This window comes from Acidobacteriota bacterium (genome assembly GCA_016713675.1).
GTDB lineage: Bacteria > Acidobacteriota > Blastocatellia > Pyrinomonadales > Pyrinomonadaceae > OLB17.
The window spans coordinates 2402528-2423262 of sequence record JADJOS010000001.1 but is presented as its reverse complement, the minus strand read 5'-3'; the positions used below and the strand labels follow the sequence as shown (position 1 = coordinate 2423262).

18 protein-coding genes and 1 tRNA gene are annotated in these 20735 nt (G+C 51.1%); 3 read left to right on the top strand and 16 right to left on the bottom strand.

Features of this window, described 5'->3' with window-relative positions; translation table 11 throughout:
* Positions 1–107: 107 nt before the first annotated feature.
* From bstA to IPK01_10995, 12 genes are all read right to left on the bottom strand, one after another.
* On the bottom strand, positions 108–635 hold the full coding sequence (gene bstA, locus IPK01_11050; GenBank protein ID MBK7934014.1) for a bacillithiol transferase BstA: 528 nt from the start codon (positions 633–635) through the stop codon (positions 108–110).
* A gap of 90 nt (positions 636–725) precedes the next feature.
* Positions 726–2090, bottom strand: coding sequence for a replicative DNA helicase (gene dnaB / locus IPK01_11045; GenBank protein ID MBK7934013.1), 1365 nt, complete (start codon positions 2088–2090; stop codon positions 726–728).
* Between the two features lie 153 nt (positions 2091–2243).
* On the bottom strand, positions 2244–3458 hold the full coding sequence (nhaA, locus tag IPK01_11040; GenBank protein MBK7934012.1) for a Na+/H+ antiporter NhaA: 1215 nt from the start codon (positions 3456–3458) through the stop codon (positions 2244–2246).
* Positions 3459–3590: 132 nt separating this feature from the next.
* The gene (locus IPK01_11035) at positions 3591–4199 is read right to left on the bottom strand and encodes a 50S ribosomal protein L9 (GenBank protein ID MBK7934011.1); all 609 of its coding nucleotides are present in this window, start codon (positions 4197–4199) and stop codon (positions 3591–3593) included.
* A 19-nt stretch (positions 4200–4218) separates the two neighbouring features.
* A complete protein-coding gene (locus IPK01_11030) occupies positions 4219–4395 on the bottom strand; it encodes a 30S ribosomal protein S18 (GenBank protein MBK7934010.1) in 177 nt (58 codons plus the stop codon).
* Positions 4396–4534: 139 nt separating this feature from the next.
* Positions 4535–4936, bottom strand: coding sequence for a 30S ribosomal protein S6 (gene rpsF, locus IPK01_11025; GenBank protein MBK7934009.1), 402 nt, complete (start codon positions 4934–4936; stop codon positions 4535–4537).
* A gap of 91 nt (positions 4937–5027) precedes the next feature.
* Positions 5028–5609, bottom strand: a complete 582-nt coding sequence (locus IPK01_11020) for an aminoacyl-tRNA hydrolase (GenBank protein MBK7934008.1) — start codon at positions 5607–5609, stop codon at positions 5028–5030.
* 45 nt (positions 5610–5654) lie between these two features.
* Positions 5655–6299: a 50S ribosomal protein L25 gene (locus tag IPK01_11015; protein MBK7934007.1), complete on the bottom strand. Its 645-nt coding sequence runs from the start codon at positions 6297–6299 to the stop codon at positions 5655–5657.
* A 16-nt stretch (positions 6300–6315) separates the two neighbouring features.
* Positions 6316–7272 carry a ribose-phosphate pyrophosphokinase gene (locus IPK01_11010; protein MBK7934006.1) on the bottom strand — a complete coding sequence of 319 codons (957 nt, stop codon included), beginning with the start codon at positions 7270–7272 and terminating at the stop codon, positions 6316–6318.
* A 53-nt stretch (positions 7273–7325) separates the two neighbouring features.
* Positions 7326–7400: transfer RNA gene (locus IPK01_11005), tRNA-Gln, on the bottom strand.
* A 34-nt stretch (positions 7401–7434) separates the two neighbouring features.
* Entirely contained in the window at positions 7435–8331 is an 897-nt protein-coding gene (gene ispE / locus IPK01_11000) for a 4-(cytidine 5'-diphospho)-2-C-methyl-D-erythritol kinase (protein MBK7934005.1), read from the bottom strand.
* Positions 8332–8440: 109 nt separating this feature from the next.
* Positions 8441–9088, bottom strand: coding sequence for a CAP domain-containing protein (locus tag IPK01_10995; GenBank protein ID MBK7934004.1), 648 nt, complete (start codon positions 9086–9088; stop codon positions 8441–8443).
* A 189-nt stretch (positions 9089–9277) separates the two neighbouring features.
* On the opposite strand from IPK01_10995, the gene IPK01_10990 reads away from it, so the two are divergent.
* The 3 genes from IPK01_10990 to IPK01_10980 all read left to right on the top strand — a co-directional run bounded on the left by IPK01_10990 (position 9278) and on the right by IPK01_10980 (position 13255).
* The gene (locus IPK01_10990; protein MBK7934003.1) at positions 9278–9697 is read left to right on the top strand and encodes a MerR family DNA-binding protein; all 420 of its coding nucleotides are present in this window, start codon (positions 9278–9280) and stop codon (positions 9695–9697) included.
* Between the two features lie 49 nt (positions 9698–9746).
* Positions 9747–12260, top strand: a complete 2514-nt coding sequence (locus IPK01_10985; protein MBK7934002.1) for a heavy metal translocating P-type ATPase — start codon at positions 9747–9749, stop codon at positions 12258–12260.
* 74 nt (positions 12261–12334) lie between these two features.
* Complete coding sequence (locus IPK01_10980; GenBank protein ID MBK7934001.1) at positions 12335–13255, top strand: isoaspartyl peptidase/L-asparaginase; 921 nt, start codon at positions 12335–12337, stop codon at positions 13253–13255.
* A 65-nt stretch (positions 13256–13320) separates the two neighbouring features.
* On the opposite strand, the gene IPK01_10975 is transcribed toward IPK01_10980, so the two are convergent.
* The 4 genes from IPK01_10975 to carB all read right to left on the bottom strand — a co-directional run bounded on the left by IPK01_10975 (position 13321) and on the right by carB (position 20734).
* A complete protein-coding gene (locus IPK01_10975; GenBank protein MBK7934000.1) occupies positions 13321–13689 on the bottom strand; it encodes a peptidase inhibitor family I36 protein in 369 nt (122 codons plus the stop codon).
* A gap of 222 nt (positions 13690–13911) precedes the next feature.
* On the bottom strand, positions 13912–16548 hold the full coding sequence (cphA, locus tag IPK01_10970; GenBank protein ID MBK7933999.1) for a cyanophycin synthetase: 2637 nt from the start codon (positions 16546–16548) through the stop codon (positions 13912–13914).
* 41 nt (positions 16549–16589) lie between these two features.
* A complete protein-coding gene (locus tag IPK01_10965) occupies positions 16590–17444 on the bottom strand; it encodes a cyanophycinase (protein ID MBK7933998.1) in 855 nt (284 codons plus the stop codon).
* Positions 17445–17509: 65 nt separating this feature from the next.
* The gene (gene carB, locus IPK01_10960; protein ID MBK7933997.1) at positions 17510–20734 is read right to left on the bottom strand and encodes a carbamoyl-phosphate synthase large subunit; all 3225 of its coding nucleotides are present in this window, start codon (positions 20732–20734) and stop codon (positions 17510–17512) included.
* Position 20735: the final 1 nt, after the last annotated feature.

Here is a 20735-nt window from a genome sequence, read left to right as displayed (position 1 = left end):
ACAAGAAATACTTGATGGCTATCAACGCAAATGACGCAGGTATTAGGAAAATAATCGGAAATTTCCTGATCCGCGCATGCTGCTCTGATCTGCGGCTAAAATATCCGTTACCAACCCTCGCGTTCACGCAGATGCGTGATATGAGCCGTGTGATGCAGCGAATGCCAAGCATAGAGAGCCAACGCACCTTCGAGCGGCCACTCGCCGGTTTCCGGATGGATAAATGTCTTTTGGTAGTCAGCATCCGTCATAGAATCGAGCAATGCCACCCAGCGAATGTGCAGCGAATCGATCATTCTAAGCGATATATCAATCGGTAATTTGCTATCGGCAAGCTCGGCCCAGCGATCTTCGTAATATGGCCTGATCGTCGGAGGTTCGTCCTCGGTAAGAGCAAGTTTGAATCGTGTCAACGAATTTGAGTGGCTGTCCGCAATGTGATGAACCGTCTGCCGAACCGTCCAACCGTCAGGACGATATTCAGTGTCTAGCTGGTCTTCATTAAGCCCCGCGACCGCAGCCGCCACTGCAGATTGTAGGTCTTTGATAATCTGAATACGAGCAGCCCTGGCGGCCGTCGAAACTTCGTAATCCCGATCAAATTCGCCGATCGGATAGCGTAGATCGTTTGTCATAGTACGTCGGTTACACAAGCCCGCACGATAGTACGGGCGAAACATTCAAGTTGGTTGGCTTAAACCACCCGCCACCGCAGTTGGGTCTGACTACCCGCCGATGTAATTCTCAAACCTGGTGAATTCCTTTAGGAACGCTAAACGCACGGTCCCGGTCGGCCCGTTACGCTGCTTGGAGATTATCAGCTCGGCGAGGCCCTTGTTTTCGTCCGTCTCGTTGTAATAATCCTCGCGGAAAATGAACGCCACGACATCGGCGTCCTGCTCGATACTTCCGGATTCGCGAAGGTCGCTCATCAGCGGTTTGGGCGGATTTCGTGCCTCCGGAGCTCGAGAAAGCTGCGATAGTGCTACGACAGGCACATTTAGCTCCTTTGCAAGAGCTTTTAGCTCACGCGAGATCTGCGACACTTCCTGCTGTCGCGATTCAGTGCGTTTTCCGCCGGACATTAGCTGCAGATAATCGACAACGACAAGGTCGAGGCCTTTTTGTTCCGCAGCGAGACGGCGGCATTTGGCACGCATTTCGAGCACCGAGATGCCGGGCGTGTCATCGATAAATAGCCTGGCGTCCGAGAGTACGCCGATCGCCTCTGCCAGCTTTTCCCATTCTTTTGTCATCAGATGGCCCGTGCGGAAACGGTGAGCATTGACGCGAGCCTCTGACGAGAGCATACGAGTTACGAGTTGCTCCTTAGACATTTCGAGCGAGAATACGGCAACGATCGCGTTGGAATTTAGAGCGGCGTTCTGTGCCAGATTCAGACAAAGGGCCGTTTTGCCCATCGAAGGACGAGCCGCGACGATGATGAGATCCGTACGCTGAAGCCCCGACGTGATCTCGTCTAGCTCGTAGTAACCAGTCGAAAGCCCAGTGATCCCTGCAGAACCGCCCTTTTCAGCGTGCTCTCGAACACGGACGATCACACGGTCGGCAACAGGTCCGATACGTGAGAAACTCTGCGATGTTCGAGCCTCGGCAATGGCGAAGATCTGTTGCTCGGCATGGTCGAGTATGTTCTCAGCATCGTCCTCTTCCGCTAGCGCTTCGCCCGTAATGGCGTTGCAGGTGCGGATAAGATTGCGGACGACCGATTTGTCGCGGACGACCTTGATATACTCTTCGACATTCGAAAAATGCGGCAGACCAAACGTGAGATTCGTGATCGTTGATGTTCCGCCGATCGATTCGAGCGAGCCTTCTTTTTTGAGTTCTTCGCCGATCAGAATAGGATCGATCTGCCTTTGTTTTTCAAAAAGAGCGATCATCGCCGCAAACACCCGGCGATTAAGCGGCGAGTAAAAATCCTCGGGCTTGAGATGCTCGACGGCTTGGGCAATAACTGAATTGTCGAGCAGGATCGCACCCAGAATGACGCGCTCACTTTCCTCGTTGCTGGGAAGTGGCTTTTCCAAATACTGTTCTCGCCGGGATTCGGGATATACGCTCGCCATCGGTTGAAAATGCTCCAAAAGAATCGAATATGAAGGCAAACGGGCCTGGGAGATTGCCGTTCACGCCAGAAAAAAGACCGCAAATTAGGAATTGCAGTCTCTAATATTACTCCCATCGAGAGACCCTGACAAAGAATCTGAAACGATTTTTCGTCAGTTCATTTCCGTCTCGTGAAAGTCCATCGCATCCATATCTTCGTCAGTATCTTCGGGCTTTCCAAACAGTTTGAGCCAGATGAACCCGATCGTCCCGGCGGTCAGTGATGCAAGCAGGATCGCCATTTTGGAGCCAGTTATTTCAATCGCATTTCCGGCGAAGGCGAGATTCGTTATGAAGATCGACATCGTAAATCCGATACCGCCGAGCAGTCCGGCGCCGAAAACGTGTTTCCAGTTCAGATCGAGCGGTAGCCGGCAGACGCCGAGCGTGACAACGATAAAGCAAAGCAGCGTTATCCCGAGCGGCTTGCCGAGGACAAGTCCCGCCATTATGCCGATCTCGTTTGGATTTGCGAGCGTCTTCAGTGATTCTGAGCCGATGATGATACCCGTATTAGCGAGGGCGAATATCGGTAAGATCACGAACGCAACAGGCGTGTGTAGAAAATGTTCGAGACGATGAGATGGAGATTCTTCGTCATCCTCTTTCGTAGAAAACGGTATCGCAAACCCAAGCAGCACACCGGCGATCGTCGCATGTACGCCCGATTTGAGCATTAGGTACCACATCAGAACACCGCCTATCAAATAAGGGACGAGCGAAAGAACTTTGAAGTAGCGATTGAGGACAATAAGGAAAGCCCATGTCAGCAACGATAACCCGAGGTAGATCGCCGACAATTTTGCCGTGTAAAATACTGCGATAACAATGATCGCACCTAGATCATCCATCACGGCAAGTGCCGTCAGAAAAACCTTGAGCGAAGCGGGAATCCGGCTGCCGATCAATGCCAGTACACCCAAAGCAAATGCAATATCCGTTGCCATCGGAATGCCCATTCCGGCTTGTGTTTCCAGACCGCGATTAAAAAAGAAGTGGATCAACGCCGGAACACAAATTCCACCGATTGCAGCAAAAATGGGCAATAGTGCGTTTTTTAGGCTCGAAAGTTCACCGTTGTAGAGTTCGCGTTCCAGTTCGAGGCCGATAAGCAGAAAAAAGACTGCCATCAAAGCATCGTTTATCCAATGCTCGATGCTGAGGCCGCCCAGATACATTTGCCACATGCCAAGGTAGCTCTCACCCAACGCCGAATTTGCCAGCGCTAGCGATATCAGCGTGCAGATAATAAGCACGATCCCGCTCGATCTTTCGGAATCGAAAAATGCTTTGAACGAATTGGAAAGTTTTCGTTGAACGACACTCATTATCGTGGCATTCTAAAGATTATAGCGACGTGAACGCGACTTAACGAATGCCGAATTTATATTCGACCGAAATAAAAAGCCCGAAACCTCGCGTTGACGAAGTTTCGGGCTTATTAACTATTCCCTAAATAACTATGCCGCAGCTTCGTCTTCGGAATTTTCGATTGCCGGTTCGTCAGTTGCGACTTCCTCGGCGACTATTTCTTCAACCACTGGTGCCGCTTCGACCGGAGTTTCGATTTTCGGCTCTTCGACCTTAACAGCTTCTTCCTTCACCGGCATTTCGCCGCCTTCGCCTGTTACACGGACAGGCACTGCGAGCGTGACTTCGCGATGAAGTTTGACGCTGACGGTATATTCGCCTGTTTCCTTGATCGCTTCCTTGAGGACGATCTTACGCCGGTCTATCTCGTAGCCTTTGGCGTTTAGAGCCTCGGCGATGTCCATTGACGTGACAGAACCAAAAAGCGTTCCGTGTTCACCGGACTTTCGTTCGAACGTAAGCGCGATGGTCGACATCTGCTCGAGTTGAGCTTCAGCAGTCGCTTTTTCGATCGCGGCCCGCTTTAAGAGAGCCGCACGTTCCTGTTCGATCTGTTTGACGTTACCTTTGGTTGCGAGCGTCGCAAACTTTTGCGGCAACAGATAGTTTCGAGCGTAGCCGGCCTTGACCTTCACGATCTCGCCGCGTCCGCCGACATGCTCGATATCTTCGCGTAATAAAATTGTTGTATTTGCCATGATAAATGTTCTCCTCGTCTTAGTCCGCGACAAACGGCAGCATTGCCATCGCTCTTGCACGTTTGATCGCCGTCGCGAGGCGGCGCTGATCTTTTGCAGAAATGCCCGAAATGCGTCTCGGCATGATCTTTCCGCGTTCAGGAACAAACTGCCTTAAATAATCGACATCTTTCCAGTCTAGATAATCAGGCACCATCTGCTTGGGACGGCGACGCTGATATCGACGCGGGCGATCGCCAATGACGTCTTCGCCGACACCGAGGCCGTCTCTGTCATTCATGATTTCCATTTCTCTTTCTCTTTCTGCCATAACTTTCTCCTTTCGCCAAGGGCGTTTATGCCTCGGCCGGTGCCTCCGCTGCTTCTTCCGTATTGCGGAATTTAGCCGTCTTCTTCGAATTGCGGGCTTCGCGCTTCGCCTTTATCGCTTCTGCCTTTTTGCGATCCTCGTCAACGCGGACAGTCATATACCGAATGATCATGTCATTAACGCGCATACGTCGTTCGAGTTCGAGAATTTCTTGGCCCGAACCATTGATCTCGAAAAGGACATAGTGTCCGGTTTCTTTCTTTTGGATAGGATACGCAAGATTGCGAATGCCGATATCATCCATACGAACGATCTCGCCGCCTTCTTTCTCGATCAATTTACCAACAGCTTCGTTTAGCTTCTCGATCTTTTCGCCTTCCGTTTCCGGATTGACGATGTACATTACTTCGTAAGTTCTCTTTGCCATTTATTTCCTTATCTCCTTTCGGCTTACCAACCTCATCTTCGAGAGATGAAGTAAGGATCTATCTCAAATCTGCAATTTGAGATCAGATATTTTAATTAAACTTGCCCATTGCAGCATCTACACCGTCAGTTATGATCGTGCGAACAGCATCGGCACCCGTTTCTAATATATTTTCAAGCGATTCGGTCTCTTTCTTTGAGAAATTTTCCAAAACGAATTTCGCCGCATCACGAATTGGATGTTCCGGCTGGATACCGATCCGCAAACGCGTAAACTCTTGTGTTTTCAAACGATCGATGATCGATCTCAGTCCATTCTGCCCGCCGTGACTCCCCTTGGGACGTATCCTGATGCTTCCAAACGGCAATGCCAGATCGTCAGAGATCACGACCAGTCTATCTATCGACCTCTCAGGCTTCGCGAGCAATCCGCCAACTGCTTCGCCGCTCAGATTCATATATGTCTGCGGCTTGGCGAGTTCGACCGTTCGTCCACCCAATTCCGACCTTCCGATCAAAGCTCGGGCTTCGCCGCGCTGTATCTGCGCCTGCAATTGGGTCGCGAGCAGATCGACGAGCATGAAACCGAGGTTGTGCCTCGTTTTTGCATACTCAGGACCCGGATTTCCGAGTCCCACGATCAACCAATTATGAGTTCCAGCTTCAGCCGGCATTTTTTTAACGCGAGCCAACTAATGTTGGAACTCAAAACGATAAAACTATTCGCCCTCAGGTTCAGCCGGAGCTTCACCAACGACCTCAGGTGCTGCACCTTCCTCGGTCTGAGGCTCAAGGACGTCTTCGCTGACCGTTACGATCGTGGCGATGACAGTTTCCGGTGCGTCGTGGATCTCGATACCAGCTCCGATTTTCAGATCGGAAACGTGGATCGATTCACCCGCGCCCAGATCCGTGATGTCGACGTCGATCGAATCAGGAGTGTTTGCTGGCTCGCAGAGCACTTTGATCTCACGCATCATTTGCGTGAGAACCGCACCCTCGTCCTGCAAACCAGCGGCATTGCCGGTCAAATGGATAGGCACAGTCATTTCGATCTTTTCGCCCTTTGCAAAACGGCGAAGATCGGCGTGTATCATGCGGCCATGTACAGCGTGGATCTGACGATCCTGAAAAATAACGTCGTTAATGCCTTCGCCTTCGATATCGAGCGAAAACACCGTGTTTACGCCGGTATCGGTTCGAAGGATCGCCGCAAGTTCGGCCAACGATGCCGCAGCAGCGACGCTCTCAGAGCCTCCGCCGTATACGACGACCGGAATCTTGCCATCGACGCGAAGCCGACGCGAGACATTCTTACCACGCGTTTCACGCTTTTCAGCCTTTATTACAAATTTATCTGCCATAACTTTACTCTCAACCTTAAATAAACAGTGAAGAGACACTAGTCTCATCGTGAATTGACTTGATCGCCGAGGCCAAAAGCCCGGCGACGCTCAAAACTTCGATCTTTCCGCCTTCGACAAGCGGCATTCCGTTGTCGCGAATCGGGATCGTGTTGGTCACGATCACCTTTTTCAAATACGAACCGCTGATATTCTCGACTGCTTTGCCGGACAATACGCCATGCGTAAAGCACGCCGAGATCTCGTTTGCACCGGCCTTGTGCAGTGCTTCGGCGACCTTACAGATCGTGCCTCCGGTGTCGCACATATCATCAATTATCAAACAATTTTTGCCGCGGACATCACCGACGATATTCATCACGTCAGCCTCGTTCGCACGCTCCCGGCGTTTGTCGCAAAGTGCTAGGCCGGCATCGAGACGCTTTGCATAAGCTCTTGCACGCTCGGCTCCACCCGTATCAGGAGCGACCACGATCAGATTTTCTATCGGATTGGTCTTAAAATAATCGACTACGATCGGAGCAGCATATAGGTGATCGACGGGAATATCAAAAAATCCTTGAATCTGCGAAGCGTGCAGATCGATCGTCAAAATTCGCTGTGCTCCGGCGGTCGTGAGCAAATTCGCAACCAACTTTGCTGCGATCGGCACACGCGGGCGATCTTTCTTATCCGAACGAGCATAGCCAAAATACGGGATTACTGCCGTTACACGCTCTGCCGATGCTCTGACAAATGTGTCGATCATGATCAACAGCTCCATCAGATGCCGATCGCTCGGCGGGCAAGTCGGCTGGACAATAAAAATATCGTGTCCGCGGACATTTTCGCCGATTTGGAAATTGAATTCGTCGTCCGAGAATCGCTCAGTCGACGCCTTTCCAAGCTCAATTCCGAGATTTCTGCAAATTTCTTCCGCTAGATCCCGGTGGGCGTTGCCCGAAAATATTTTGATCTTTCCCGTGACGCTCATAAAAACAAAAACGGACAACCTGCATTCAGGTTGTCCGTTTCGATATTCAGAATTGGCTGGGGCGGGAGGACTCGAACCTACGAATGCCGGATCCAAAGACCGGTGCCTTACCACTTGGCTACGCCCCAATGCGAATTTCTTTTATACGACGCGGAAACAACCTTACGCTTTGATCGAAAGCGCTTCGCGATACTGGTCTCGCGAAATAGTTGCTACAGCAAACTTTCGCCATGTCGATTCATGATCGAGGGCTTTTATAGCAGTTTGCCGTGTCTCTTGTTTGTCAAATATTGCGAAGACCGACGCCCCGCTGCCGCTCATCGCGGCGTTTACTGCACCGAGTTCAAGCAGAGTTTCTTTAACTCTCTTGATCTCGGGGTAAGCGTCAAAAACACTCACTTCAAAGTCGTTCTTCAATACCGAATGGTGCAAATCACATGATTCCGCTTCCGAACGGCAAACAGGAAGAATACGATTCAGGGCACCATTTGTCAAGGTCGCCGCATTCATTGCGGCAAATGCATCCCGCGTTGACACGAAAGCATTTGGCGTGACGATCAACATAAACGGTTCGTTAGCATCGGGGGCTTGCTCAATTAGCTCACCACGTCCCGTGCCGACCGCGGTTCCGCCGTGTATAAAAAACGGAACATCTGACCCGATGGAGGCCGCGATTTGGAGCAAAGCCCCCATATCCATCTCGATTTTCCATAATCTCCCCAGCCCGATCAATGCGACCGCCGCATTCGACGAACCACCACCTAGTCCGCCAGGAGATGGAATTTTTTTTTCAAGATGTATCGCGGCGCCCTTTTCGGTGCCGTACCAATCAAGAAGTGCTATTGCGGTCTTATAGATCAGATTCCGCTCATCAACGGGGACCGCCGCATCATCACAGGTCAATGTCAATTCGTCACTCTCAACGAACGAGATCGTATCATGCAGAGATACCGTTTGAAACACTGTGAAGAGTTCGTGAAATCCATCGTGACGCTTGCCAAGAACGCGCAATTTCCAATTTATCTTGGCGAACGACGGCAATGAGAAACCAATTGGCATCCCTTAAGCATAAAATAGAAATTCCGGATCCGCTATCTGGTGCGTATCCGGAATCAAAATCCCAAATCCTATCGATCTCAAAATGCAGATCTGAAATTTGAAATTCCCGCTATTTTCTTACCAAAAACACCTGCGTAAAATAGTACGAACCGTCCGCTGCGACCGCCACGCCAATTGCCGACTCCTTCCATTTGTCGTCGAGCAGATTGCGCATATGTGTAGGCGAATCGAGCCAGCCTTCGACGGCTTTGGCGATCGGGTCCTGATATCCGCGGTTGAATGCGATGTTCTCGCCGATCGCTCGCCAATTACCGAGACCGCTATCATCGGCACGGTCACTGACCATTTTTCCGTCAAGGCCGCGATGAGCGAAGAACTGAAATTCGGACATATTCTGGGAATGCCCACGTGCAACGTTAAAGAGATCCGTATTCCAGACGAGCGGCTGCAGCCCGCGTTCAAGGCGTTTTTGATTCAATATCTCAAATGCCGTCCGTTCGACTAAGCCGACATTCACGAGAACAGAGGACTTGACCTTGGATTCCCTTACCTTCACAACCCGCGGCCGCGACTTTCCCGAGGCTATTTCGTCGTCATCGTCGTCGGCCTCAAGTATTCCGGCCATGTCTAACTCAAGAGCAGTGTTTCGAATGCTCAGATTTGGACCGGACTGATTTTGCGATGGAAAAGTTTGGGCTAGAGATCCTATAGCCAGAATTGCCAACAGACCCAATATTAGGAAGAGACGCTTGTTCATTAATACCTCATTTCGGCAGCCGGACGTTCCTCGATGGACGGTTCCTGGCTTTGCGCATCCCAATCATCGGGACTTGCCTTTTCGTGTAAGGCGGTAAATCAAAAAAGATTTACCTATTTATGCAAATGCTCAATGCTACTTCTCTTCCAATAAATTTTCATTGGATAGTCTAAAATAGCGTTACTTATGATGACTGCGTCAATACTCGCAAAACGGGCCGACGTACCGGTCTTCACGGTGCGTTATTACACTCGAATCGGACTGTTAAAACCATCCCGCGATCTTCGGAATGGTTACAAGATCTACAAGCCCGCCGACAAAGACCGTCTAAAATTCATCTCTGCCGCCAAAGAATTGGGATTTACCCTGGCCGAGATCGAAGAAATACTAGGCCACGCGTCGCACGGTGATTCGCCGTGCCCGATGGTCCGCGATGTCGTCGAAAAGAGGATCGAAGAGAACAAAGAGAAGATACGTCAATTGAAGCGCCTACAATCGCAACTCGAATCAGCAGCTAAGATGTGGAGCAGCATGAAAAATTCAGAGCCTGACGGGCATTCTGTCTGTCAACTCATCGAGTCTGTTGCTGAGACCGAGAACAGCGCTTGACCTGACACTTGCTCATAGGTTGTACAATGGTTTCGGAGGCAATTTTATTATGCACAACGCACATATCGATCCAATTTGCGGCATGACCGTGAACCCCGAAACCGCAGCGGGCAAACTGGAACACAACGGCGAGGTTATTTATTTCTGCAGCAGCGGCTGTCATGAAAAATTTCGGTCTCAACTCCCCGCACTTCCAAGATCAGGATTTGTTGGCATTAGCCGGCGAGGGCCAACTGACGAAGAAATGCGGATCGACACCGAAGACACGCACATCGATCCGGTCTGCAAAATGCTCGTCCGGCCCTCGACAGCTGCAGCAACCCACGACCACGACGGTGAAACGTATTATTTTTGTGCCGTGGGCTGTAAGGACAAATTTGTCGCCGACCCGCAGCAATATCTCGATCCGCAGCAGACTGTCGAACAGCCGCTCGACGTTGAGTACACCTGCCCGATGCACCCTGAAATTGTGCAGATCGGCCCCGGTTCTTGCCCTAAATGCGGCATGGCTCTTGAGCCTAAGGAAATATCGCTCGACGATGGACCGGACCCCGAATATATCGACATGAAACGGCGGTTTCGCATTTCGGCGATCTTGACGATCCCTGTGTTCGTACTGGCAATGTCGGAAATGTTCGTCGACTTTAACGCTCTGTTCCCGGCTTGGCCGCACGGACGGGCGTCGACAATTTCGCTGTGGATACAGTTCGTTCTTGCGACACCGGTGGTCCTCTGGGGCGGATTCCCATTCTTTCAACGGGCAGTGGAGTCGGTCAAAAACGTGAGCCCGAATATGTTCACCCTCATCGGCATCGGGACGGGAGCGGCCTATTTACTGAGTTTGGGGGCACTCTTCCTATCCGATCTGTTTCCGCCGGCCATGCGTGACGCTCATACGGGCCTCGTGCCCGGATATTTTGAATCCGCAGCGGTTATCACGACGCTCGTTTTACTCGGACAGGTTCTAGAGTTGAAAGCTCGCTCGCAGACGTCGTCTGCGATCAAAGAGCTTCTCCGTCTCGCACCTGAAAATGCGACGGTCGTTCATGACGACGGTAAGGAGGAGACGATCGATCTGCGTCACGTTCACGCCGGACAGACTCTGCGAGTAAAAGCAAACGAAAAGGTCCCGACTGACGGCGAGATCATCGAAGGCGACACCTCGATCGACGAATCGATGGTCACCGGCGAATCAATGCCTGTCGAGAAATCGACAGGTGCCAAGGTCATCGGCGGCACGATAAACGGCAACCGCACATTTCTAATGCGTGCCGAAAAGGTCGGCAAAGACACGCTGCTCGCTCAGATCGTCCGCATGGTCGGCGAAGCCCAACGCTCCCGAGCCCCGATCCAACGCCTCGCCGATGTCGTATCAGCGTATTTCGTCCCGGCGGTAATAGTCGTCGCGATCCTCGCATTCGGCGTCTGGCTTGCTTTCGGAAGCCTCGCTTATGCGATCGTGGCTGCAGTTTCGGTCCTCATAATCGCCTGCCCATGTGCTCTCGGCCTCGCAACGCCGATGTCGATCATGGTCGGCACCGGCCACGGAGCGAAGAACGGTGTTTTGGTCAAAAAGGCAGAGGCTCTCGAAACGCTTGAAAAAGTAAATGTGATCGTCGTCGATAAGACCGGAACGCTAACGGAAGGAACGCCGACGCTCCAGAGCGTCCAGGTATATGATGGCTTCGATGAAGACGAGATACTTCGCTTTGCAGCAAGCGTTGAAACTTTGAGCGAGCATCCGCTGGCTGCCGCGATCGTCGCGGAAGCAAAAACGCGTACATTGGCGGTTGCATCGGTAGAGAACTTCCAAAGTATCACGGGCAAAGGCGTGGTCGGTTTGGTCGAAGGCAAACTGATCGAGATAGGAATTCCCGGCTCAACGCAAGGTCCGAACGACCTCGAAGGCCGTTCACAAAATGCGGTCGAGACAATGCGTTTGGCAGGACTTACCGTCATTTCGATTTTTGTCGATCGACAGCCCGCAGCGTTTTTCGGTATTGCCGACGCAATAAAACCATCGGCAAGATCTGCGATCGAGGAACTGCATCGTCAAAACATCGAGGTCGTAATGATGACCGGCGACAATCGCGTTACCGCCAAAGCAGTCGCAAAACAGGTTGGCATAGATCAATTTTTTGCCGAAGTAATGCCCGAAGACAAAGCGGCAAAGATCAGAGAATTGCAAACGGAGGGTAAGATCGTCGCAATGGCCGGGGACGGCGTTAATGACGCTCCGGCTTTGGCTCAGGCAGACGTTGGCATCGCCTTTGCCAGCGGCACCGACGTTGCGATCGAATCGGCCGATATTACGCTGTTAAAATCCGACCTCGACGGCATATTGCGTGCAAGAAATCTGAGCAAGGCAACAATGAGCAATATTCGTCAGAATCTCTTTTTTGCCTTCGCATACAACATGATCGGCGTCCCGATTGCGGCCGGTGTACTTTTTCCGGTCTTTGGGATTCTACTATCCCCGATGATCGCCAGTGCGGCAATGACCTTCAGTTCCGTATCGGTGATCACAAATGCGCTCAGGTTGAGAAAAACAAATTTAAAGTGATGACATAGATAAAATGGATAAGAAATGGCTTTATGGACCTCCGTTGTCCATTTCATCCCTGTTAACATCTTCTTATGGTAAAGCTAGCACTTGCAATTCACGGTGGGGCGGGAACAATACTGAGATCGCAGATGACGCCTGTTCTTGAATCGGAATATCGCGGCGGGCTCGAAAATGCGTTAAAAGCCGGATGGAACATTCTCGAAAATGGCGGCAGTTCGCTCGACGCGGTTGAGGCCGCGGTTTGTTCGCTTGAGGATTTTCCTCTTTTTAACGCCGGACGCGGTGCCGTTTTCACACACGAAGGCCAGGTCGAACTCGACGCAGCCATAATGGACGGCCACAACCTGAAAGCGGGTGCGGTAACGTTCGTCAAAAACATCAAGAACCCTGTAAAACTCGCACGCTTGATAATGGAAAACACCGAGCACATTCTACTCGCAGGCGAAGGTGCAAACCAATTCGCCGAGCAAATGGGCGTAAAGATCGAACCTGACGAATACTTCTTCACCGAACACCGCTGGCTCCAACTCCAGGAGGCCATGGCCGACGGCCGGGTTGAACTCGACCATTCAGTTGCAAAACCGATCGGAACTGTTGGAGCAGTCGCTTGCGACGCCCAAGCACGATTGGCTGCCGCCACATCGACGGGAGGTATGACCAACAAAAAGTTCGGCCGTGTCGGCGACACAGCGATAATCGGTGCAGGAACATACGCCGACGACACTTGCGCCGTCTCATGCACCGGGCACGGCGAATACTTCATGCTCGCCGCTACCGCTCATGACGTCGCCGCGAGAATGAAATACAAAGGATTAAATTTGTTTGAGGCCGCTCAGGAAGCGATCGACCATCTCACCGCAATAAACGGCGAAGGCGGACTGATCGCGGTTGATAATCGAGGGACTGTCACGCTTCCGTTCAACTCCGAAGGAATGTATCGAGGAAAGATCGAATCAAATAATAGCGCACCGCTGATCGAGATCTACAAATAACAATATATAAATGGGAGAGGGCACCGAATGGGTGCCCTCTCATTAAATAAACATCTTGCATTTATTTATTCCGGTACGACTCTAAATGACGAGATCTTGTCATTCCATCCATTCGACACAAGTGTCGAGATCCAGCCGGGACCTGGCACCGTGTAGGAACCGCCCTTGTAGTTAATGTCCTTGTAAACAATTAACTTGACGCCGGTACCGACTTTGATGGATGATATCCGGTCGTTCCAGTTCTTACCACCGCTACCTGTCGGATATGATCTCAGATCAGGTACGTCCCTAATGCCGTTAAACGACACTACGGCGCCCTTATAGTCAATATCCTCGTAGAAATAAACGCGATTTGCTGTTTGAGCTGACGCAATAAACGGTAATGACAGCCCAATAATGAGTGTGAACAAAATTGTCTTTGTGTACTTTTGCATCTTCTTGACCTCCCTATTCATCGTTAGATCAGGGGTCAAGTCCTACGCAATTCGTGTCCAACCGGATGGGCGAGGCATGAGTCCGCAGGACCTATGACCTCAACATAAGAATACTCTCTTTTGAATGTGCGTGCAATACGATCGCCGCCTACCAAATGGAGAAATTCCCCACGCATTTTTTCATTCTATGCGAACCTTTGATATCCGAACGACTCCTTCCACCTATCCTGTCTTTTCGTTTACCATGTCCCGATATTCCTGGACATAACTAATATCGTCCGGCACGCGGTCGGCAAGCGTGACCACCAGTTCGCCCTTGCGGCCGTATTTTATCGCGTGGTGTATCGCCGCACGTCCATCGGGAATGACTCGGACGGTGGGTGTTTTTTTGCTCTGTGCAATTCCTTCCTGCAAGAGCGTGTGAAGTTCCTCCGGGGTTCGACCACGGAGATAGTTGCCGGTCCGGATAACGATGCGTTCGAATGTGTCAGCCGCGATCTTGCCGAATTCACGAATATCGTCGTCGCGACGGTCGCCTGTTCCGTTCAAAACGACCGTATGATACTTATTAGGTAGTTTCGAGATAAAGTCAGCTAAGCCTCTGAGTCCAGCCGGGTTATGGGCGTAGTCCATGAGGACCGTAACGTCGCCGACCTCGACAAAATTCAAACGTCCCGGCGTTTGTGCGGTACCAGCGTTGAATGTCGTCAAACCAACCCGTAGATCCTCGATCGATACACCGTGAACAAAACACGCGAGCGTTGCCGCGAGCACATTCTGTACCATGAACTCGGCTCGTCCGCCATAGGTGAGCGGAATATTGGTCGCCTTTTCAATTCGTACCTTCCATTTGCCCTTGAGAATAGTGACATAGCCATTTTCGTAAACGCACGACACGCGGCCCCGTTCAGCCCGGCGCTTGATCACAGGATTGTTCTCATCCATCGAAAAGCAAACAACTTTGCCATCGACCAACTCTTTCATTTTGTAAACAAGGGGGTCTTCGGCATTCAATACGGCGTAACCCTTCTTGGAAACCGACCGCGGCACGACCGATTTTACGCGAGCGAGATCCTCGAGCGTATTTACGTCTTTCAGACCAAGGTGGTCTGCAGCGATATTCATAACAACACCGATGTCACAGTAGTCAAAGCCAAGCCCAGACCGGATAATACCGCCGCGGGCGGTTTCGAGTACCGCGACGTCAACCGTTGGATCTTTTAATACTAGCTGAGCAGAGACCGGCCCCGTATTGTCCCCGGCAGTGATCTGCTGGTTGCCGATATACGTTCCGTCAGTAGTAGTAAAACCAACCGTTCGTCCACTATTTTTGAGAATATGAGCGATCAAACGTGTCGTGGTTGTCTTTCCGTTCGTTCCGGTGATCGAAAAGATCGGAATACGAGCTGGAGTTCCCGGCGGGAAGAGCATATCGATGACGTGTTCTGCCACATTTCTGCCAATACCTTCGCTCGGGCTGAGATGCATGCGAAAGCCCGGAGCCGCATTCACCTCGATGATCCCGCCGCCATTCTCACCTAATGGCTCGCTTACATTCGGAGCAATAACATCAACACCTGCAACATCTAGCCCTATTATCTTCGCAATTCGCTCAAATAAAAATACATTCTCAGGATGCACCTCATCGGTGCGATCGATCGCCGTTCCGCCGGTCGAAATATTCGCTGTGGTTTTGAGAAGCAGCCGTTCGCCTTTTCTCAAAATCGACCCCAGCTCGTAGCCTGCCTTCCGTATACATCGCAAGGTCTGATTGTCTATATCGATCTGAGTCAGAACATTTTCGTGGCCATAACCACGCCGCGGATCTTCGTTTGTTTTGTCGATCAACTTTTGGATCGCACTTTTTCCGTCGCCTACAATATGGGCCGGTACGCGTTCAGCGACCGCGATGAGCCTGTTGTTCACAACCAAGGCACGAAAATCTTCGCCGATCAATTGTTTTTCGACGATGATAAAACGGGAATATTCTTTTGCCTTTTCCCACGCGATCTTCGCATCATCAAGCGACTTGATCCCGACCGTTGCTCCTTTGCCATGATTACCATCAAGTGGTTTAATCACAACAGGATAGCCAACACTTTCTAATGTATCTTCTAGGTCCTCGATATCACGAATTCGATATCCTTTCGGCACGGGTACACCCATGTCGCCGAGGAGCTTTTTGGTCGCGTGCTTATTTCCGGCGATATCGACCGAGATCATGTTTGTATTAACGGTAGTCGTCGCCTGTATGCGCTTCTGGTGGACTCCATAACCGAGTTGGACTAGAGACTGGTCATTTAGGCGAATGAACGGAATATCACGATTATCCGCTTCCTCGACAAGTGAACCTGTGGATGGCCCGAACCGCACATTCTCGCGAATCTCGCGCATTTCCTGAATGGCTTCTGCAATACCTTCTTTGATTCCTCCGAGGTCTTGGCCCTCCGCGAGATCAAGCCACAATCTAACGGCCGTCCTACCGGCAAATCGCCCCACCTCTTCTTCGAGATAGCTGTAAACAACGTTGTAAATTCCTTTTTCGCCGGTCTCGCGCGTCCGACCGTAGCCCGTGTCCATTCCCGCAAGTGTTTGCAATTCCAACGCGAAGTGCTCGATGGCATGCCCGGCCCAGGTACCTTCGACAACGCGTTTTAGAAATCCGCCCTCTTCGCCATAGCTACAGCCGTGCGATTGAAGCGAAGGCAGCACTTCGACCATACGATCGTAAAATCCCTTTATCTTGTTCGTTGGTTTTTTCTCATAAACGCCAATATCAAGGCGCATGATTATGAGCTTTTTCCAATACCCGCTCCAATAATTGGGGCCGCGAAGAGTACGTGTTTCGAGAATTTCCATAGTTCGTTTGCGAATCGCCGACTTTATTCAAGCTGGAAAGTTTAACCGAGATCAGGCAATAAGAATTCGTTTGTCGGCTGAATCGGATGACGGTCAAGATAGTTGTAGACAAGACCGTCACGTAATACATGAAACTGAACGCCACATATGCTAAATGCCTCTTTGTCAGCAACTTCGGCTATTTCGTTAAACGTGATCTCTGAACCGTCGACAATCGTCGCGGAGCCCTGGCCATAAACCTCAAGTATCCCTTGACCATCCAAAATAATGGCCGTATTCTCATCGATACCGATACCTAGATTGTATGGGTTATAAGCTACTGCCGTGATCAAACGGCTGATGCGCCCGCGCTCACTAAAGTGCTGATCGATTATAATATTTTTTAGGAATCCGAGTCCCGGTGAGAGCTTTACAGCGTCTTTGTGCGGATGCGAACTTGGCTCGCCGCGGACGATCATCGACGTACTCATCGCCGCCGCTCCGGCGCTCGTGCCGGCCATCACGACGTTCGTATCGCGAACCTTTTTCCGGAGTGCTTCGGCGAGTTTAGTTCCACCTAGCAGCGACACAAGCCGCATCTGATCGCCACCCGTCATGAAGACGCCGGTAACTCCGTTGGTCAACTTCTCGACATCCGCATGAACAATGTCCTGCCTTGACGTCGCTCGCAGTACACGCGGATTCGCGATTCCTAGATTCCTAAACGCCTGGGTATAAACGTCCGCCGCAAACTCCGGAAAGTCCGAAGCCACGGGCACGATCAACACCTCAGCCTTTTCACCGCCGGCCAGTTCGAGAAATTTTTTCAAGATACGCCGTTCGTTATATTTATCCTCTGCCCCACCGATCACGAGCAGATGCCCACCAATGATCTCGCGGTCATGCGATTCACTCATTTATTAAATTTTGCAGCTAAATTAAAGAAAACTTAACACTAAGTTATTGAAAAGTTTGGCGTTGGTCAAGAATGAGATGCGGATGAGGTTCCCGTGTGGATCTCCTGCAAGCTCCGCACCGTCACATGTTTCTGTGAGATCTTTGTCCCGATTGCTTCGACCAACGCCTCAGCACCAGTCATTGTCGTTACACACGGAACATTGAATTGCAGAGCGGCCTTGCGAATAGCCTTTTCATCGTAGAATGACGTCTTGCCAAGCGGCGTATTGATGATCAATGCGATCTCGCCTTGTTTGATCAGATCGGCTATGTTCGGACGGCCCTCGTTTACCTTGAAAACTGACTCACACGCTAAACCGACCTCGCGAAGTCGATTCGTCGTTCTATAAGTCGCAACAAGTCCGAAACCCATTTTGCTTAATCGGCGGGCGAGCACGACCGCTTGCCCTTTATCTGAACTATTTACCGAAATAAAAGCTTTCCCTTTCAGCGGCAAAGTGAGGCCAGCTCCCTCCATCGCTTTCCCGTAAGCCTCGCCAAACGTCGCCCCAACGCCCATTACTTCCCCGGTAGAATGCATTTCAGGCCCAAGGATAGGATCTACGCCTGCGAACTTCTTGAACGGGAAAACCGGGGATTTGACGAATATCTTAGGCACCGGCAAAACGTCCGGAAGATTAAAATCAGCGAGAGTTTTGTGGCCCGCCATGACAAGCGAAGCGATCTTTGCGATCGGTACGCCGGTAGCTTTCGCAACGAAGGGGACCGTTCGAGAAGCACGAGGATTGACCTCGATAACAAAAACGCGATCATCCTGGATCGCGAATTGAAGATTCATCAATCCGACAACCTTGAGGGCTTTTGCCAGAAGTTTTGTGTAATGCTGGATCGTTTCAAGGTGCTCGGAAGCGATCTTCTGCGCGGGCAAGACGCTGGACGAATCGCCCGAGTGAATTCCGGCTTCCTCAATGTGCCCTTGAATCCCGGCGATCACAACCGTCTCTGCATCGGCCAAGGCATCCACGTCGATCTCCGACGCACGCTCCAAAAACTTGTCGATCAAGATCGGTTTTTCGGGCGACGCATCAACTGCAGAACGCATATAGTCGTCCAATGATTCATCGTCATAGACGATCGCCATGGCCCGTCCCCCAAGTACAAAACTAGGCCTAACTACGACCGGATAACCTATTTTATTCGCAACAACTTTAGCCTCATCTGCTGAGGTAACACTTGAATTCTGTGGGCATGGAATTTTCAGTTCGTCCAACAACGCACCGAACCGCTTGCGGTCTTCCGCGAGATCGATCGAATCAGGTGATGTTCCGATTATCGGAACGCCCGCCGCGTATAAACGATCGGCAAGATTCAAGGGCGTCTGCCCCCCAAACTGCACGATTACGCCATCAGGATGCTCGACATCGACGATGTTCATTACATCTTCAAAGGTCAGCGGCTCGAAATACAAGCGGTCCGATGTGTCATAATCCGTTGAGACGGTTTCTGGGTTGCAATTGACCATGATCGTCTCAAAATTTGCAACATGTAGGGCGAAGCTCGCATGACAGCAGCAATAGTCAAATTCGATTCCCTGCCCAATTCGATTCGGCCCAGAACCTAAGATCATTATTTTCTTACGGTTAGATGGCTCAGCTTCACACTCTTGTTCATATGTTGAATAAAGATAAGGTGTAAACGATTCAAACTCGGCTCCGCAGGTATCAACACGTTTATATACGGGAGCGATACCATTCGATTTGCGATATTCGCGGATCTCGTTCTCAGATGTTCCGGTGAGGAAGAACAAGCGGCGGTCAGACAACCCGGACTCCTTAGCCGCTCGCAACAATTCCAACGACACGTCCGACATCGGTTTCGAGTCGATCTCGGCCTGCAATTCCATAACCTGAGACAACTGGTCCAGGAACCATGGATCAATCCTGCTTAATCGGTGAACCTCTTCGATCGACTTCCCATTCTGCAAGGCGTACGTTAGATACGAGAATCGCTGCGAGTTCGGGCGGGCCAACTTTCGCTCTAGTTCGGAATCGCTAACATCCTGTAAACGCAACGGTGTAACCGCCTCGAGTGAACGTAACCCCTTAAACAGAGATTCCTTAAAGGTCCTGCCGATCGCCATCACTTCGCCGACCGATTTCATCTGCGTTCCGAGTACATCTTCGGCTCCGGGGAATTTTTCGAACGCCCATTTCGGGATCTTAGTTACGACATAATCGATCGTCGGTTCGAATGACGCGGGAGTCTTTTTTGTGATGTCGTTAGGGATCTCGTCTAGCGTATAGCCGACGGCGAGTTTGGCAGCGATCTTAGCGATCGGAAATCCAGTGGCTTTCGACGCGAGAGCTGATGAACGCGACACCCGCGGATTCATCTCGATTATCCTCACATCACCGTTTGCGGGATTTACGGCAAATTGTATGTTAGATCCTCCCGTTTCGACACCTACTTTTCGAATGCATGCCTTCGACATGTCGCGCAAGTTTTGGTACTCGCGGTCGGTCAATGTTTGGGCCGGAGCGACGGTGATCGAATCGCCCGTGTGAACGCCCATCGGGTCAAAATTCTCGATCGAACAGATGATGACTACGTTATCATTAAGATCGCGCATCACCTCCAGCTCATATTCCTTCCAGCCGAGGATCGATTCTTCGACGAGTATCTGCGAATTTGGCGATGCCGCAAGGCCACCTCTCGCGATCTCTTCGAATTCTTCGGGGTTGTACGCCGTCCCGCCTCCTGTGCCGCCAAGCGTAAAGCTTGGTCGAACGATCGCCGGATACCCTGTCATCTCGACTATCTGCCGTGCTTCTTCCCACGTATGCGCAAATCCGCCACGCGGGCTCTGTATACCGATCTCGTCCATCGCGGCCTTGAACAATTCACGGTCTTCACCGACCTTGATCGCGCTTATGTTCGCCCCGATCAGTTTTACGCCGAATTTGTCGAGAATTCCCTGCTCGTGCAATTCTACTGAGAGATTCAATCCGGTCTGGCCGCCAACCGTCGGCAACAACGCATCCGGACGCTCTTTTTCAATAATTGCGGTGACAGTTTCGAGTGTCAGCGGCTCGATATAAGTGCAGTCGGCGATCTCGGGGTCGGTCATGATCGTTGCCGGATTTGAATTGACCAGCACGACCTCATATCCTTCTTGCTTGAGTGCCCGACAGGCCTGAGTTCCTGAATAATCAAATTCACAACCCTGCCCTATTACGATCGGACCCGAGCCGATGATCAGAATTTTGTGTATGTCTTCGCGTCTAGGCATC